Annotated in this window: 13 protein-coding genes; 3 read left to right on the top strand and 10 right to left on the bottom strand. The window is 61.7% G+C overall.

Features of this window, described 5'->3' with window-relative positions; all coding sequences use genetic code 11:
- Positions 1-1,869, top strand: a 1,869-nt coding sequence (locus tag AWB70_RS27470) for an NADP-dependent malic enzyme (protein WP_060854219.1), incomplete at its 5' end; no start/stop codon positions are given.
- Here the strand turns inward: AWB70_RS27470 and AWB70_RS27465 are convergent.
- The 3 genes from AWB70_RS27465 to AWB70_RS27455 are packed head-to-tail and all read right to left on the bottom strand — an operon-like array spanning position 1,870 to position 3,538.
- Positions 1,870-2,436 (bottom strand): SLOG cluster 4 domain-containing protein, encoded by a 567-nt coding sequence (locus AWB70_RS27465; protein WP_053570005.1) that lies wholly within the window; start codon positions 2,434-2,436, stop codon positions 1,870-1,872.
- A complete protein-coding gene (locus AWB70_RS27460) occupies positions 2,433-2,939 on the bottom strand; it encodes a flavin reductase family protein (RefSeq protein WP_235024363.1) in 507 nt (168 codons plus the stop codon). The genes AWB70_RS27465 and AWB70_RS27460 overlap by 4 nt, the downstream gene beginning before the upstream one ends.
- A gap of 17 nt (positions 2,940-2,956) precedes the next feature.
- The gene (locus AWB70_RS27455) at positions 2,957-3,538 is read right to left on the bottom strand and encodes a cyclase family protein (protein ID WP_053570003.1); all 582 of its coding nucleotides are present in this window, start codon (positions 3,536-3,538) and stop codon (positions 2,957-2,959) included.
- A gap of 96 nt (positions 3,539-3,634) precedes the next feature.
- Here AWB70_RS27455 and AWB70_RS27450 point away from each other — a divergent pair, with 96 nt between their 5' ends.
- On the top strand, positions 3,635-4,420 hold the full coding sequence (locus tag AWB70_RS27450; RefSeq protein ID WP_053570002.1) for a helix-turn-helix transcriptional regulator: 786 nt from the start codon (positions 3,635-3,637) through the stop codon (positions 4,418-4,420).
- Here the strand turns inward: AWB70_RS27450 and AWB70_RS27445 are convergent.
- The 7 genes from AWB70_RS27445 to AWB70_RS27415 form a co-directional block, all read right to left on the bottom strand.
- Complete coding sequence (locus AWB70_RS27445) at positions 4,411-5,328, bottom strand: LysR family transcriptional regulator (protein WP_045457913.1); 918 nt, start codon at positions 5,326-5,328, stop codon at positions 4,411-4,413. The genes AWB70_RS27450 and AWB70_RS27445 overlap by 10 nt on opposite strands.
- A 67-nt stretch (positions 5,329-5,395) precedes the next feature.
- Positions 5,396-6,724, bottom strand: coding sequence for an MFS transporter (locus tag AWB70_RS27440; protein WP_053570001.1), 1,329 nt, complete (start codon positions 6,722-6,724; stop codon positions 5,396-5,398).
- 172 nt (positions 6,725-6,896) lie between these two features.
- Positions 6,897-7,583, bottom strand: coding sequence for an isochorismatase family protein (locus AWB70_RS27435; RefSeq protein ID WP_014192956.1), 687 nt, complete (start codon positions 7,581-7,583; stop codon positions 6,897-6,899).
- Between the two features lie 200 nt (positions 7,584-7,783).
- Positions 7,784-8,800, bottom strand: coding sequence for a porin (locus AWB70_RS27430; protein WP_235024362.1), 1,017 nt, complete (start codon positions 8,798-8,800; stop codon positions 7,784-7,786).
- A 14-nt stretch (positions 8,801-8,814) separates the two neighbouring features.
- Positions 8,815-10,152: an MFS transporter gene (locus AWB70_RS27425; RefSeq protein WP_053570310.1), complete on the bottom strand. Its 1,338-nt coding sequence runs from the start codon at positions 10,150-10,152 to the stop codon at positions 8,815-8,817.
- A gap of 134 nt (positions 10,153-10,286) precedes the next feature.
- Complete coding sequence (locus AWB70_RS27420) at positions 10,287-12,041, bottom strand: hydantoinase B/oxoprolinase family protein (protein ID WP_053569999.1); 1,755 nt, start codon at positions 12,039-12,041, stop codon at positions 10,287-10,289.
- 13 nt (positions 12,042-12,054) lie between these two features.
- On the bottom strand, positions 12,055-14,148 hold the full coding sequence (locus AWB70_RS27415) for a hydantoinase/oxoprolinase family protein (RefSeq protein ID WP_053569998.1): 2,094 nt from the start codon (positions 14,146-14,148) through the stop codon (positions 12,055-12,057).
- A gap of 542 nt (positions 14,149-14,690) precedes the next feature.
- On the opposite strand from AWB70_RS27415, the gene AWB70_RS27410 reads away from it, so the two are divergent.
- Positions 14,691-15,560: a transporter substrate-binding domain-containing protein gene (locus AWB70_RS27410; RefSeq protein ID WP_053569997.1), complete on the top strand. Its 870-nt coding sequence runs from the start codon at positions 14,691-14,693 to the stop codon at positions 15,558-15,560.
- The last annotated feature ends 5 nt before the right edge of the window (positions 15,561-15,565 follow it).

Genomic DNA, 15,565 nt, shown 5'->3' with positions numbered 1-15,565 from the left:
ATCAAGGCGCCGGAATGCTTCTATATCGAGAAGAAGCTGCGCGAGCGCATGAAGATTCCCGTTTTCCATGACGATCAGCATGGCACGGCGATCATCGCGTCGGCGGCGATTCTCAACGGGCTGAAAGTCGTCGGCAAGAAGCTGGACGAAATCAAGCTCGTATGCTCCGGCGCGGGCGCGGCGGCCATCGCGTGTCTGGATCTGCTGGTTCACCTCGGTCTGAAGAAGTCGAACACGCTCGTGATCGATTCGAAGGGCGTGATCTACGAAGGACGCGGCAATCTGGATGCATCGAAGGAGCGCTATCAGGCGAGCACCGACGCGCGCACGCTCGGCGATGCGATGCACGGCTGCGACGTGTTCCTCGGCTGTTCGAGCGCGGGCGTGCTGAAGGCCGAGATGGTCACGACGATGGCCGACAAGCCGCTGATTCTCGCGCTCGCGAATCCGGAGCCGGAAATCCGCCCGGAAGAGGCGAAGCGCGTGCGTCCGGACGCGATCATCGCCACGGGCCGGTCGGACTATCCGAACCAGGTCAACAACGTGCTGTGCTTCCCGTTCATCTTCCGTGGCGCGCTGGATGTCGGCGCGACCACGATCACCGAAGAGATGAAGCTTGCGTGCGTGCGCGCGATCGCGGAACTTGCGGAAGAAACCGATCAGGGCGATGAAGTCGCGAAGGCCTACGAAGGTCATTCGCTGGAATTCGGTCCGGAGTATCTGATTCCGAAGCCGTTCGATCCGCGTCTGATCATCAAGATCGCGCCGGCCGTCGCGCAAGCCGCGATGGATTCGGGCGTGGCGACGCGTCCGATCAAGGACATGGACGCGTATCGCGAGACGCTTGGCGCGACGGTGTATCGCACGGGCATGGTAATGCGTCCGGTGTTCGCGGCGGCTCGCCAGGCACAAGCGCGCATTGTGTTTGCTGAAGGCGAAGACGAACGGGTCCTACGCGCAGCACAATTTGTGCTCACCGAGCGCCTGGCCAGGCCAATCATCGTCGGGCGTCCGGCCATTGTCGCGATGCGACTCGCACGAATCGGCTCGAAATTGGAAGCGGGGAAAGACTTCGAGATCGTCGATCCCGAGAATGACAAGCGCTACCCTCAGTACTGGCAGGAATATCATCGCCTCGGGGCGCGTGACGGTGTGACGCCGGACAGCGCCAAGGCCGCGATGCGTAAGTTCAATACGCTTATCGGCGCGATGCTCGTTCGATTCGGTGACGCGGACGGCATGATCTGCGGTCTTGAAGACGAGTACCACAGCCATCTTCGATTCATCGACCTTATCCTGGGTCGCGCCGAGCGCGCAGGCAACTATGCTGCAATGAACCTGCTCATGCTGCCAGGTCGCAATCTGTTCATCACGGACACCTACGTCAACGAGACCCCCACCGCAGAAGAGCTTGCCGAGACCACGCTGCTGGCGGCCCGCGAGATTCAGCGCTTCGGCATCCAGCCGAAGGTGGCTTTGTTATCCCACTCCAATTTCGGAAGCGTGCGCAGCCGGTCCGCTGAGCGCATGGCGGCTGCGTGCGAGTTGCTCGCGCAAAAAGCGCCGGAGCTTGAGGTAGACGGCGAGATGCAAGGCGACGCGGCGCTTTCGGAAACGATCCGGAAAGCATCGTTTCCCGAGGCAAAGTTCAGCGGCGAAGCAAACCTGCTTGTGATGCCCAACGTTGAAGCGGCGAACATCGCCTACAACTTGCTGAAGGTTGTCAGTGGGGACGGTGTGACAGTCGGTCCTTTCCTGCTCGGCGCGAGCCATCCCGTGCATATTCTCACGCCGGCCGCCACCGTCAGGCGCGTCATTAACATGACCGCCGTCGCATCTGCGAACGCTTCTCGAAAGAGTGCGCGCTAGTCAACGTCCGGACCCGGGTTGATCCGGTTTTGCATCCATCTGGGCGAGCACTTCACGGAGAAAGCTTTCCACTTCTGCGAGAGTTGTCGCAAGCGGAGCATCTTCAATTCCATATTCATGGACGTCGCGCGGACCAAACAGGATCAACGGCTTTCTCCAGCGCAGCGCGATTTCGATTTCCTGCGCGGTGCCCGGCCCTCCCGGTAGTGCCACGATCGCATCGCCGCTCAAGACGTTGACGTGATTCCTGTTGATCGCGCCCTCGTCCTGTCCGGGCTCGCGACGCGGCAACGGTGTCACGATCGCTATGTCGATATACGGATTCGGATACCCGTCCAGCGGAACGAAGCCCGCCATCGGATCGGGTCGTGTGGGCACGATACCGATAGAACGTCCTGCCCTGCCCTCGACGCTGGTGAATGCACGCGAGACTTCCGACATGACGCCCTGACCTCCTCCGGTCAAAAGGTTATGACCGGATTCGGCGATCCATTTGCCAAGCGGAACGGACAGCTCCGACCAAGGTAGTTTTCCTGAACCCATCACCGCAATCGTTTTTAATTTCATGCCTTTCCTACCGCGTGATAACACCGGTCGAAATAGATCAGACCACGAGACTGATCCTCTCGATAGCGCATTTCGAGCACCTCCGCCAGAATAACGCTGTGGGTTCCATACGCGATTGCATTGACGATCTTGCAGTCCATCGATGCGAGAGCATGATCGAGTACCGGTGAGCCGGTTATCAGGGTTCCCCATTGCGCGCAGTCGAAGCGTTTATCGAAAGAGATCTTTTCGCTGAAGCGGCGGGACAACGCCTCCTGCTCGTCCGAGAGCGTATTCACACATAGTACCCCGTTGGCAATGATCGGTCCGTGAGACGAGGCGGAGCGGTTCACGCACACGAGCAGCATCGGCGGCGAGTCGGTCACGCTGGATACAGCCGAAGCGGTAAAGCCGACCCGGCCGGCAGGTCCCGCGCTCGTGATGATGTGAACCGAAGCGCCTACGCGAGACATCGCGTTACGAAAGGAGGAAGTCGGCGATACCGGCCCGATCGGTTGCAGCATGTCTATTCTCCCTTGCATTAGTCGATGATGGCGGTGACCCGGCACGAGAGACCTGTCGCGCCAAGAAATCCCGTCCAACCCGTCACCACCTCGAATGGGCGCGTTCCTGCATGCTTCACTAGATCGCCAAGACGAGCGAGGTTTTCGATCACGTAGGTCCCGTGCTCCGCGCATACCGCATCGGCCTGATTGTGTTCGGGGCCACGACGCAGACCCGGAAAGTCCAGCCCGATAAAAGCAGGTTTGCGTTTCGCGATCGATCGAATGGATGCCCAGTTCAATTGCGGATGGTCCTTGAAATACGCCGGACTGCCGTAGCGAAAATCGGTGGTTCGCCCGGTGTGCAACATGATGAAATCGCCCTCCGACCAGTCAATGCTATGGAGGATCGATGCATCGATCTCTTCGTGGCTTGCGCCGCTCGCATCGACAACCCAGCCGCGCCGGCGGCAGTACTCCGCCGGAGGCCGGTCGTGTCCGAAATTCACGTCGAGGTGCGTGCCAATATGCCCTTGCGACATGTAGCTGTTCGGGTCCTTGCTGGCTTTGCCAATGACCGGGTCCTGCCCGTCGATTGCAAGGGTGAGATCGATATACATGGACGTCTCCGCCGTGGTTGATGTTGATTTAAATATACGGAGTCGCTAGCCTTTCCGCCGGTGAACAAGGGACATACGCCGTTTAAAAATGGACAGATGACCGATATGAATCACCCAAACCTTCCGCCCGCTGCTTTCCCGGTCGCCTGCGTAGTGCGCCATGGGCAAACGGCGCACGCTGGTGCACACAGCCACGCTTGCGGTCAGCTAATTTATCCGCAGCTCGGTGGCGTATTGCTTGAGACTGTTAACAGCCTGATCCGGCTGGCCCCAGACCGGGCCGCGTGGATTCCTGAGGGCGTCAGCCACGGCATAGCAATTGATCGAAGCTTCCGCTACTACAGCCTTTACATCAGTCGGGACCTTCTGCGGCGGGATGAGACGTGCGTGCTTCCGGTGCGCCCCCTGATGCGCGAACTCATACTCGATGCGAGTCAATGGGCTTCGGAAAGCAGTGATGTTGCAACGGCGAAGGCGCTGGTTCTTGTCGATGAAATCCAACGCGCGCAATCGATTGATTCCGCTATCCGCATTCCCGACGATCCGCGCATCGAGAACATTTGCAGGACCTTGGAGCAGAACCCCGGAAGCGCAAAGACGATCGACGACTGGGCCGATGAAGCGGGCGTCAGCAGCAAGACGCTGCAGCGCTATTTTGTCAGTGCTACGGGTATGTCGTTCCAGCAATGGAGAAATCGGGTTCGAATGGCCAAGGCAGTTGAACTGCACGCCGCTGGCCTTCGAATCATCGATGTGGCCATGACTGTGGGCTATTCAACTGAGGGCGCTTACGCCCAGGCCTTCCGCAAATTCTACGGATATCCACCCAGCAGACTGCGATTGGACGGCGCGTCCATAACTCGACCCAGACCTCAACCGTGAGCAGCGACCTCTTTCCTTGATCGTGCTTCAGCCACCTTCAACTCGCCAATGAAGGTGTTGACCGACGGGTTACGCGTGTCCCCGCGCCAGCACACGACCATGTCGATTGCCGTGTCCCTGTCGGTGAGCGGACGGATGCATAAGCCGCTGCGCTGAATATTGCGAATGCACTCGGGATAAACGCTCACGCCGGTATTCGCGGCCACGAGGCCGATGATCCCGTCACTTGTCGACGCCTCTTGCGCGATCGTCGGCGCAAATCCGGCGCGATGACAGATCGAAAAGAAGTGATGCCGGAAGGCTTCCCATGAATGCGGCGTGCCGAGCACGAAACGCTCATCCGCAAGATCGGTAAGCTTCAGCGTCTTCTTCTGCGTGAGCGGATGCGCGGTGGGTAATAGCGCGACCATCTGCTCGCGACCGAACACGCGCGTCTGCACGCCCGGCGCGGCAAATGGTCCGATCATGAAGCCGACATCGATGGTCGAATCGAGCATCGCCTGCTTCTGCACCGTGCTCGGCATATGCACAAGATCGATATTGATCGACGGAAATTTCTTGCCAAACGCCTCGATGAGCGCCGGAAGTGCTCCGTTGATCGCGAAGTCCATATAGGCGATGCGCAGATGTCCGACATTGCCGGCCTCGGCCCGGCGGGCAAGCGAAACCGCCTGATCGATGTGCGCCAGTGCGAGCTGACAATGCTCGGCGAAGACGCGCCCGGCATCGGTCAACTCGACACGCCGCGTGGTGCGTGCAAGCAGCGCTGCGCCCACCGATTCTTCGAGCGCCTTGATAATGCGGCTCAACGCGGGCTGCGTCATGTGCATCCGGTCGGCGGCGACATTGAACTGGAGCGCATCCGCGACCGCGAGAAAGGCTCGGATGTGATGAATGTCGATGCGCATATTCCGTCGTGCCTTCGTTGAGCGTCGGGCGGACCGGGTGCGGGCCCCACGGATTCCGGTGAATGCTCTATCTTATCGGTTGCCGGGACGAACGCAGCGTAATCAATGCCCCCGTCACGAGCAAGGCGGATACCACGTACAGGCCACTGTTCAGGCTTCCCGTCATCGACTTGACGAATCCCAGCATGCTCGGGCTCACGAATCCGCCGAGCAGGCCCAAACTGTTGATGAAAGCAATCGTGCCCGCCGCCGCGCGCGTGCCGCCCAGGAAGTCGGTCGTGATCGCCCAGAATAGCGGCTGCAGCGTGAAGATTGCAGCCGTGGCGATGCTGATGCACACGAGCGCGAGCCTGAGGTCCGAGCCCGCCGCGGAGATGGCGGAAAGCGCCGCGGCACCGATCAGCGCGCAACTCGCTGTATGCCAGCGTCGCTCGCGCGAGCGATCCGAATGGCGGCTGACGAGTACCATCGTGACCACGGCGACGCCGTAGGGAATCGCGGACAGCATGCCGATCGAATAAGCGTCGGTGACGCCCGCGCCCCGGATCAGTGCAGGCAGCCAGAAACTGATGGCATAGACCCCGCAGATGAACGTGAACCAGATAAGCGCCAGCGCATAGGTGCGGCCGCTCTTTAACGCGCCACCAAAGCCGTGCCGCTCGAACATCGACGACGGATCGCGCTCCCTCTCGAGCTGATGCAGTACGACTGCCTTTTCGTCATCGCTCAGCCAGCGCGCCTCACGCGGATTGTTGTCGAGATAGAAGTACGCGACGACGCCGAGCAGGCACGACGGGAGCCCTTCCACCAGGAACAGCCACTGCCAGCCCTGAAGCCCATGCAGACCGTCGAGACGATTCAGCGCCCATCCCGACACGGGGCCGCCCAATACGCCCGCCATCGCCACTGCGGTCAGAAAGAGCGCCATCACGCGTCCACGACGCTCGGCCGGATACCAGCAAGTGAGGTAAAAGATCATGCCCGGAAAGAAGCCGGCCTCGAAGACACCAAGCATGAAACGCATGATGTAGAACGCGGCCGGCGAGTTCACGAACATCATGCCCGCCGACGTGAGGCCCCAGAGCAGCATGATCCGGATCAGCGTCTTGCGCGCGCCGATGCGCTCTAAGATCAAATTGCTCGGCACCTCGAAGAGGAAATAGCCTGCGAAGAAGATGCCCGCGCCGAGCCCGTACACCGCATCGCTAAAGCCAAGATCGTTGCGCATCTGAATCTGCGCGAAGCCGATGTTGATTCGGTCCAGGTAGGCTGCCACGTAACACACGAAGAGAAACGGAATCAGCCGCCACGTGATGCGACGATAGATAGCGCTCACTCTCGCGGACGGCGCGGCTTCATTCGTCAGCGCCGCGCCCGGTACTGTAGTCGGGTTCATCTCTTTCTCCAAACATGCGTGGCTTGAAGTCTCGAACCGATCACCGCGCGGGTGTCGGAGGGCACGCTATCTCTCGGTGACGACATCCGCATGAGACGCTGGATCGGCCTGCGGATATCGTCCCGTTCCAACCGCAAGTGCGGCATCGTGGGCCGCGAGCGGCCCGCGGCACTCAGCCCTTCACGGATTGCAGATAGTCCACGCAGCGATCGACCGGTTCGACATCCGCGAACTTGGCATCGATATCGAAGAGGTTCCATTCGACCGCGCCCGGCACGCGGTCGCCGATGCACTCACGCACCGCGATCGTACGGAAGCCTTCAGCCAGACCGTCACACAGCGTCGTGCGCACGCACGCCGAGGCCGTCACGCCGGTCACGAGAATCGTGTCGACGCCTGCCGCGCGCAGAAAGCCCGCGAGGTACGTGCCATGAAACGAGCTCGCGCGCTTCTTGATCAGCACCTGCTCGCCTTCGATCGGCGCGATACGCGAGTCGATCGCCCAGAGGTTCTCATCCGATTGCGCGACCACATCGACAGGAATCTTGTTGTGCCACAGACCCATGTCGGTATGCGGGTTCTTGCGGTCGGTGACCTGATAGCACGTAGTCACGTGAATGACCGGATGACCGTTCGCGCGGCATGCGGCAAGCAGGCGCTGCACGCCGGGGATGATCTGATCGTCGATGTGCTCGCACGTGAACGGATTGCCCGGTCGCGTCCAGGCATTCGCGAGATCGACGTTGATCAGCGCGGGCTTCTTGCCAAAGCCCACGCGCCGCTGAAAACCGCGCTCTTGATAGAGCTTCGTTGATTCTGCGAAGGCTTGCGCCAACATTTCGTTCAGTCCTGCATTCATCTCTTCAATCTCCGAAAGTTTCTCTGGAACGCCTGGTGCCTTTGTGTGTCGGCAGGGAAACTATAGGTTCGTCATTATTGCTCGTCCAATTCCGTTTTGGCCATGTTTAATAGCGATTTTGGTACGAATAACACGGGCGTCCGCACAAGCGCGAAAAGCCCGGGACAGGCCCGGGCCGGGACGGCGTCAATCATCGCGACTTAGAATCGGCTGCGAATGCCCACGCCGTAAGTCATGCCCGACGACAGCGTGCTGGCGCGATCCGCAAGCACGGCGGCGTACAGGTCCGTTCGTCTCGACACGTTGTAGTCGAAGCCGACGGCGAGCGTGCTGCGGCTCGCCTGCGAAGCGCCCGAGGACTTCGAATGCATGTAGGAGGCGAGCGCCTTGCCGTCACCGATCGGCACGACGAAGCCCAGTTGCACCCCGTTGACCGTCGTGTCCGCGCCGCTGATGTCGTTGGACAGGCGCTGATACTGGGCGTTGAACTGCACCGCGCTCAGGTTGCACAGCGCGGCGACCATCACGGCGGTCTGTCGCGAATAGCCTGGCGCGATCGCATTGAGGTCACCGGGCGTCGTGTCGAAAGGCTGGCTCTGAAACGCGACGCTCAGGGAAAAGATGCCCCCTGCATACGCGGCCGATCCACCCCATTTGTGCGCGTTGCCCGGTTGATTGCCGAGCGCGTAGATCGCGTCCGCGCTAAAGCCCGAAAGGACCGGCGTGCGATATAGCGCCGCATTGTTCCAGGCATATCCGCCGATGAGTCCCTGTCCGTTCACGCCCAGATACGTTTGCAGTACCGTCGGCGAGAACGTGTAAGAGTCGATGAACGGGTTGAACAGCACCGCCGTCACGAAATAGGGCGAGACGATGCGTCCGAGATGGATCGATCCGTACGGGCCGCCGATCGAAACCTCCGCGCTGCGTCCGAAGAAGGGTTCGCCATCGAAGCTGCCCGCGCGTCCGTTCTGAGGCAGGAAAAAGCTTTCCAGCGTGAAGCTCGCGCGCCATCCGCCGCCCAGATCGTCCCTGCCGCGCATGCCCCAGTACGACGTCGACATGCCGCCGCCACCAACTGTCCACGCCTGCCCCCCGCCCAGCGGTTTGGATGAACCGATCCACGCATCGACCGCGCCGTAGAGTTGGACCGACGATTGCGCGTAGGCTGCGGACCCCTGCCATGCCACGACGAGCGCGGCGGCCATTCTTGTCATTGTCTTTACGCGCGTCATGTGCCGGACACCTCGCCACTTTTGCGCGCAAATACCATCAGCAGCGCGGATGCGAAGCATGGCAGCACGCCGAACCAGAATGCGCCCTCCTTCCACGTGCCGCCGTTCGAGAGCAATGCGGTGACGCCGGCGCTGGCGATCACCGCGCCGATCGGTCCCATTGCGGTGACGATCGCGCCGCCCGTCGCGCGAATAGAGGTGGGATAGCTCTCGCCGATGAAGAACAGCGCCGCGGCATAGGGGCCGATCAGGAAGAAGAGTCCCAGACTGTAAAGTGCGACAACGACGGAGAAGTCGCTCGGCGCATAGAGCATCGCAAGAAACGAGAGCGCACCGAGCATCCATCCCGCCACGATAGTATTGCGCCGACCCAGCCGGTCGCCGATGAAGCCATGCGCAACATAGCCCAGATAGCCCACTACGTTCGACAGCACGAGCACGACAAGCGAGCTCTGAAACGACAACGCATGAACCTTGGTGATGACCGTCGTGCCGAGCACGCTGAAGACCTGAATCGTCGACCAGTTCAGCATGAAGCTCAAGCCGAGAACCAGCGTCGAGCGCAGCGCCCGCCCGCGAAACGCCGCACCGATTCCTCCACTGTGTGTCCCATAGTCGAGCCCATGCGCTTGCGCCAGTTCCCGCGCTTGCGCCGTGTCTCCGGCCCGCATCGTCTCGACGATGCGCCGGTGCAGCAGGAACTGCGGGCTCTCCCTGAGCCGCCGCGTCATGAACAAGATCGCGACAGCCGGAAACGCCGCGAAAATGAAGCACCCCTGCCAACCGACGAAGGGCAACAGAACCGCGGTGAGCCCGGCCGCGACCAGCGCGCCGATCGGCCAGCCGCCTTGCACGAGGCTGAAGAAAAAGCCCTTGCGGCGGGCCATGCGCGGATCGTCGAGCGCCGCGTACATCTCGTTCAGATAGGTCGCATTGACGGTCTGCTCGGCGTAGCCCAGTCCTGCGAGGGAACGCACGAGCACCAGCACGGCCTGCCCCGCGTTACCCGCCGCCGCCGTGAGTCCGGAGCAGAGCGCGGCGCCCGCAACCGTCGTGATCATTCCGGTGCGCCGCCCGAAGCGGTCGACGATCGGGCCAACGAGAAACGCCACGACCGCCGAACCGATTGCCACCAGCGTCGCGATCTGCGCCTGTTGTGCCTCGTTCCATTGATAGTGAAGACCGATCTCGGGCAGCAACGTGCCGAACAGAATGAAGTCATACACGGCGAATATCCAGGCGAAAAAGGCCGTCCAGCTTGCTCGGCTCACGTCGCGGGCATCGACGGGTGGCGGCGCCCAGAATTTCTGCGATACGGCGTCTTCTCGTTTCATCATGGCTCTCCTTGCGCTCGCGCGAGTGACCACATCAACGATGATTAGTTGATATGTATAACTAATTAATGAAGTGAAAAATTGAAGAGGAAAGGCAGTTGCGGGCCGGAGAACCCGACCCGCGATTTGATGCGTTAGTTACGGACCTTTGCGCGCAGCGCCTCGGTCGCCGGCAGATCGAGTGTCAGGTCGGACTTGATCACGACGCCGTAGGCCTCGCGTGCGTGGGCGATCGTGCAGAAATCGTCGAGCACGTCGTCGAGCACCTGCTGCGCGGGCCGCTGCAGCGGATCGCCGTAGCCTCCACCGCACGGCGCGTAATACGCCATCGCTTCGCCCGCTTCGAGCGCGACATTGGAGAACTTGGCGGGCATGGGCTTCACACTGCCGTCGCGTGCGACGATCTCCACCTTGCCCACCTGCCCCTCGCGGCCACCGAATGCGCCCCAGGGGACGTCCTCATGACGTTCCGATTCGTGCGTCACGGTGCCGCCTTCAAGCAAGCGCTGCGTCTTCACGACACCGATGCCGCCGCGATGCCTGCCCGCGCCCGGCAGCACATCGTCGCGCAGCTCGTAGCGGTCGCACACCATCGGCAGATGCATGCCGAGGTCCTCGATCGGATTGTTGCGCGTGTTGGCCATCAGGTTGTCGATCGAATCGGGACCGTCCGATGCGGGCCGTCCGCCGTACGCGCCCTCGTTCACTTCGAGAAACACCCAGTAATCGCCCGCCGGACGAAGGCCCGAGTACGCGGCAAACGACAGCGTCGCCGAATTGCCCGCCGTCGTGCGTTCGGGCAGCACCGGGGACAGCGCCTTGATGATCAGATCGATCATGCGGTTGCACTGCGTGAAGCGCGCTTCGGCCGCGGCCGGGAAAATCGGATTGAAGATCGAGCCTTCGGGCGCGGTCACGCTGATCGGCCGGAACGATCCTTCGTTCGGCGGCAGCTTCACGTCCATCAACGCCGTGTCGGTCAGGAGTGCGCGAAACGCGCAGTAGCAGGCCGGTTTCGTGGACCCCTCGAACGGCACGTTGAAGCCCGTCGGCACCTGATCGGCGGAGCCAGTCAAGTCGACTTCGACGCTGTCGCCACGCACCTTCACGCACACCTTGATCGGCAGACGCTTGCCGCGATTCAGCCCGTCGTCGTCGAGAAAGCCTTCGGCGGAATAATCGCCATCGGGAATCTCGGCGATACGATTGCGCATCATCGTTTCGGTGTATTCCATCAGCTGATCGGCGGCGCCGAACACCGTTTCGCGCCCGTATTCGTCGAGCAATTCCTGCATGCGCCGTGCGCCGAGTTGCGCCGACGCGATCTGCGCGTCGATGTCGTCCTTCGTCTGGCGCGCCGTGCGGCTGTTGTAGCCGATGAACTGCCACAGCCCGTCGTTGCGCTTGCCGCCCTCGTAGAGCTTGACGCCCGCGAAGAGCATGCCTTCGGCGAACACATCGGGAATGTCGATGATGAGGCCCGGCGTCGCCGCGCCGATATCGACGTGATGCGCCGTGTTTGCCGCAAACGCCACCAGTTCGCCGCGCCAGAACACCGGCACGACGATGCACAGATCCGGGCTATGACTCGACCCGTAGTACGGGTGATTGTGGATGACCACATCGCCTTCTTCCCACTTGCCGCCCTGCAGGCAGCGGGAAATACCGCGCAAGTACGCGGGAATCGAGCCGATATGCAGCGGCGAGCCTTCCGATTCGGTCAGCGTGTTGTACTTCAGATCGAAGAGCCCGGCTCCGATGTCCTGCGATTCGCGGATGATCGACGAAAACGACATGCGGTACAGCACGTGTCCCATCTCTTCCGCGATCGTATGCAGCGCCCCGCTGATGACCTGCAGGGTAATGGGATCGACGCGTCCGTTTTCCATGGTTGCTCTCCTCTTACGCCGCCAGACGGTTGATATGGATATTGCCGTTCGTCACGACGCGCGCCCGATAACCCGGCGGCACGAGCGTCGTCGAATCGCGCTGCACGACGATGGCGGGCCCGTCGAGCGTATTGCCGGCAAGCAGGCGGCTGCGGTCGTAACGCGGCGTGTCGTAGGTCTCGCCGTCGTCGAAGGTCGTGCGGCGCACGAACATGATCGCGCGATCGTCGGGCCTGACCGATCCCGTCGATAAGGGCGGCCACTGCAAGGCCGGCGTCTTCGCCACGCCGATGACGCGCAGGGTGACGATTTCCACATCAACGTCGTCGAAAGCCCAGCCGTAGTCGCGCTTGTGCTGTCCGTGGAAGTTCTCCTTGATCTGCACGACGTTCGCGAGGCTCACGGCACCGTCGGGGATATCGGCACGCAACTCGAAGCCCTGACCGTGATAGCGGCATTCCGCCACGCGCACATAGTGCTGGCGGTACGCCGGCACGCCGTCCGCTTCGAGGCGTGCACGGCATTGCGCGGTCAGCTCTTCGATAACACCGTTGATCTTGTCGATGTCCTGCTCGCTCACCTTGTCGAGCACGGTCATCACGGAGCGCGTGAACTCGTACTGCATGTCGGTCACGAGCAGGCCGATGGCGGCCGTGATGCCCGGCGCGGGCGGCACGATCACCTCGCGCGCGCTGACGGCTTCCGCCAGCGCGACGCCGTTCAGCGGACCCGCGCCGCCGAAGGGCAGCAACGCGAAACGCCGCGGATCGAAGCCCTTCGCGACGGAATTCGCGCGTATGGCGAGCGACATGTTGGAGTTGAGAATACGGATGATGCCGAGCGCCGCCTCTTTCACACTCATGCCGAGCGGTCGCGCGATCTTCTCCTCGATCGCACGATGCGAGAGCGCTGGATCGATCTCCACACCGCCTCCGAGAAACTGGTCGGGATCGAGCCGGCCCAGCACCACCTGCGCGTCGGTCACGGTCGGTTCCGTGCCGCCGCGGCCGTAGCACGCGGGGCCCGGATCGGCGCCCGCCGAGCGCGGTCCGACACGGAACGCGCCACCCTCGTCTATGTACGCGATCGAGCCGCCGCCCGCCCCCATCGTCGCCATGTCGATCATCGGCGCGAGCACCGGATACGCACCCACGTAGGTGTCGCGCGGATTCATGATCTTGACCTGGCCGTCGGGGATCGTGCTGAAGTCCGCCGACGTGCCCCCGATATCGACCGTGATCACGTCGCGTGCATCGGACATCGCGCCCGCCCAGCGCCCGCCCATCACGCCGCCCGCAAGACCCGACATGAGGATCGACACGGGACGCTGCGCACACATCTCGACCGTCGACACGCCGCCGTTCGACTGCATGATGCGCAGATGCGCCTGTATGCCCGCGTCGCGCAGCTTGCTTTCCAGGTTATTCAGATACAGCGCGGTCTTCGGTCCGACGAAGGCGTTCATCGCGGTCGTCGAAAAGCGCTCGTACTCGCGGATCACATTCACGACTTCGGACGAACACGACACGTAGGCATCCGGCAGCACCGACTGGATGAGTGCCTTGGCGCGGCGCTCGTGCGTATCGTTGAGAAACGAGTACAGGAAGCAGACGATCACCGAGTTGATGCCGCGCGCCTTGAACACGTGCGCCGCTTCGAGCACTTCATCCTCGTTCAGCCCGGCCGCGATCTCGCCGTTTGGCGGCATGACGCGCTCGGTGATCGCGATGCGATTGCGGCGCTTCACGAGCGGATGCGATTGCCACGGCACATCGAACTGGAGCGAGAAATTATGCGGCCGCTTATGGCGGCCGATATGCAGAATGTCGCGGAAACCTCGCGTCGTGAGCATGCCGACTTCGGCGCCGTTGTGCTCGATCGTGATATTCGTGGCGACGGTCGTGCCGTGCACGATCATCGAGACATCGGCAGGTTTCACCCCCGCGAGCTCGCAGATCTCCAATACGCCGCGCAGCACGCCCACCGACTGGTCGTGCGGCGTGCTCGAGACCTTATGAACGAAAACGCTCGCTCGTTCATTCTTGTCCGTTTTTTCGAGGACCAGGTCGGTGAACGTGCCGCCGACATCGACTCCTATTCTTGCCATGGCCATTTCCTCATTGAACCCTGATGAAGCGCTCCTGCTTCGATCTAGCCCGATCGAAGCGATAGCGCACGATTGTGCCGCCGCGCAGCGAAAGCGTGAAACCAACGATAGAAATTTGGCCGCCCAATATTCACATGTCTATTGATATTTCAGCCCGGATTGATAGCACTTGGGATATGAATTAAGCCGCAGTTGACGGACGAACGCGTTGATCCAAAGCCCGCAATCAAACGCGAATCAGCGCCCGCGCAAGCAAGCCGCCGCTTCCCCCATCCCATGTCGCAAGTCGGTGCGCTCATGCACGAAGACGAGGCCGTCACGACATCCGTGGTGCACCACACATCTCGATAGGGCGGCTTGTGCGACGCATGACTACCGGTTCATCGGGAATGCCGGCGCCATCGATCGTTGGCATACCACTTGCATATTCCGAAGTCGTTTCGTCAGTACTCGAACGAATCGTCCGTTCGACGATCGCCAACCAGCGACCGCGCATGCAACCAACGCCGTGCGCGCCATCGCAAACATCAAAGGGACCTCTCATGTCAGCCTGTCTCACCCGTCGCGATGCTGGTCAGTCGAAACAGCGCACCGCCGTCACGCTTCTTCGCTCGTGCGCGCTCATGCTCGTCGCGACGTTCGGTCTGAGCCAGGCGGCTCATGCAGCGGGCGCGGAGGACATCAAGGCGCGAGGCTATCTGAGCGTCGCGACCGAGGACGATTACAACCCGTTCGAATTCGTCGAAAACGGCAAGAACACGGGCTACGACAACGACCTGCTCGCGCTGATGCGCAAGAAGCTCGGCGTCGACGTCAAACAACAGGTGATGCCGTGGTCCGGCATCCTGCCCGGCGTCACGACGGGCAAATACGACATGGCGTTGAGCGCGGTGCTCGTCACCGAAGAGCGCAAGAAGATCTTCGACTTCGCGTCGCCGACCTGCGAGGCCTTCACCGTGTATGCGACCAAGAAGGGTTCGCCGATCAAGACCACGGACGATCTCGTCGGCAAGGTCGTGGGCGCGGAAACGGGCAGCGCGATGCTGACGGACCTCAAGGCCTTCAACGAAGAGCTGAAGAAGAAGCACGGCGGCAACGGTCTCAAGCAGATCGTCGAATATCAGTCGTATCCGGAGGCTTATCAGGATCTCGGGCTCGGTCGCGTCGATGCGGTCGCGAATACGCAGATCAGCCTGAACTCGCTCGTGAAGACGCGCCCGGACGTGTTCGTCGTCGGCCAGGCGATCGGCAAGCCGACCTACATCGCGTGGGCCGTGAAAAAGGGCAATGCCGACGTGCTGAGGATGGTCGATGCCGCACTGCTCGAACTGCGCAAGAGCGGCGAGATGTACCAGCTCCAGCAGAAGTGGCTCGGCGCGAGCTACAAGGACATGCCGCAGTCGGTCAACTGATCTTT

This window comes from Caballeronia cordobensis (genome assembly GCF_001544575.2).
In the GTDB taxonomy this organism is placed as follows: Bacteria; Pseudomonadota; Gammaproteobacteria; order Burkholderiales; family Burkholderiaceae; genus Caballeronia; species Caballeronia cordobensis.
This window is presented reverse-complemented; position numbering and strand designations above follow the sequence as displayed.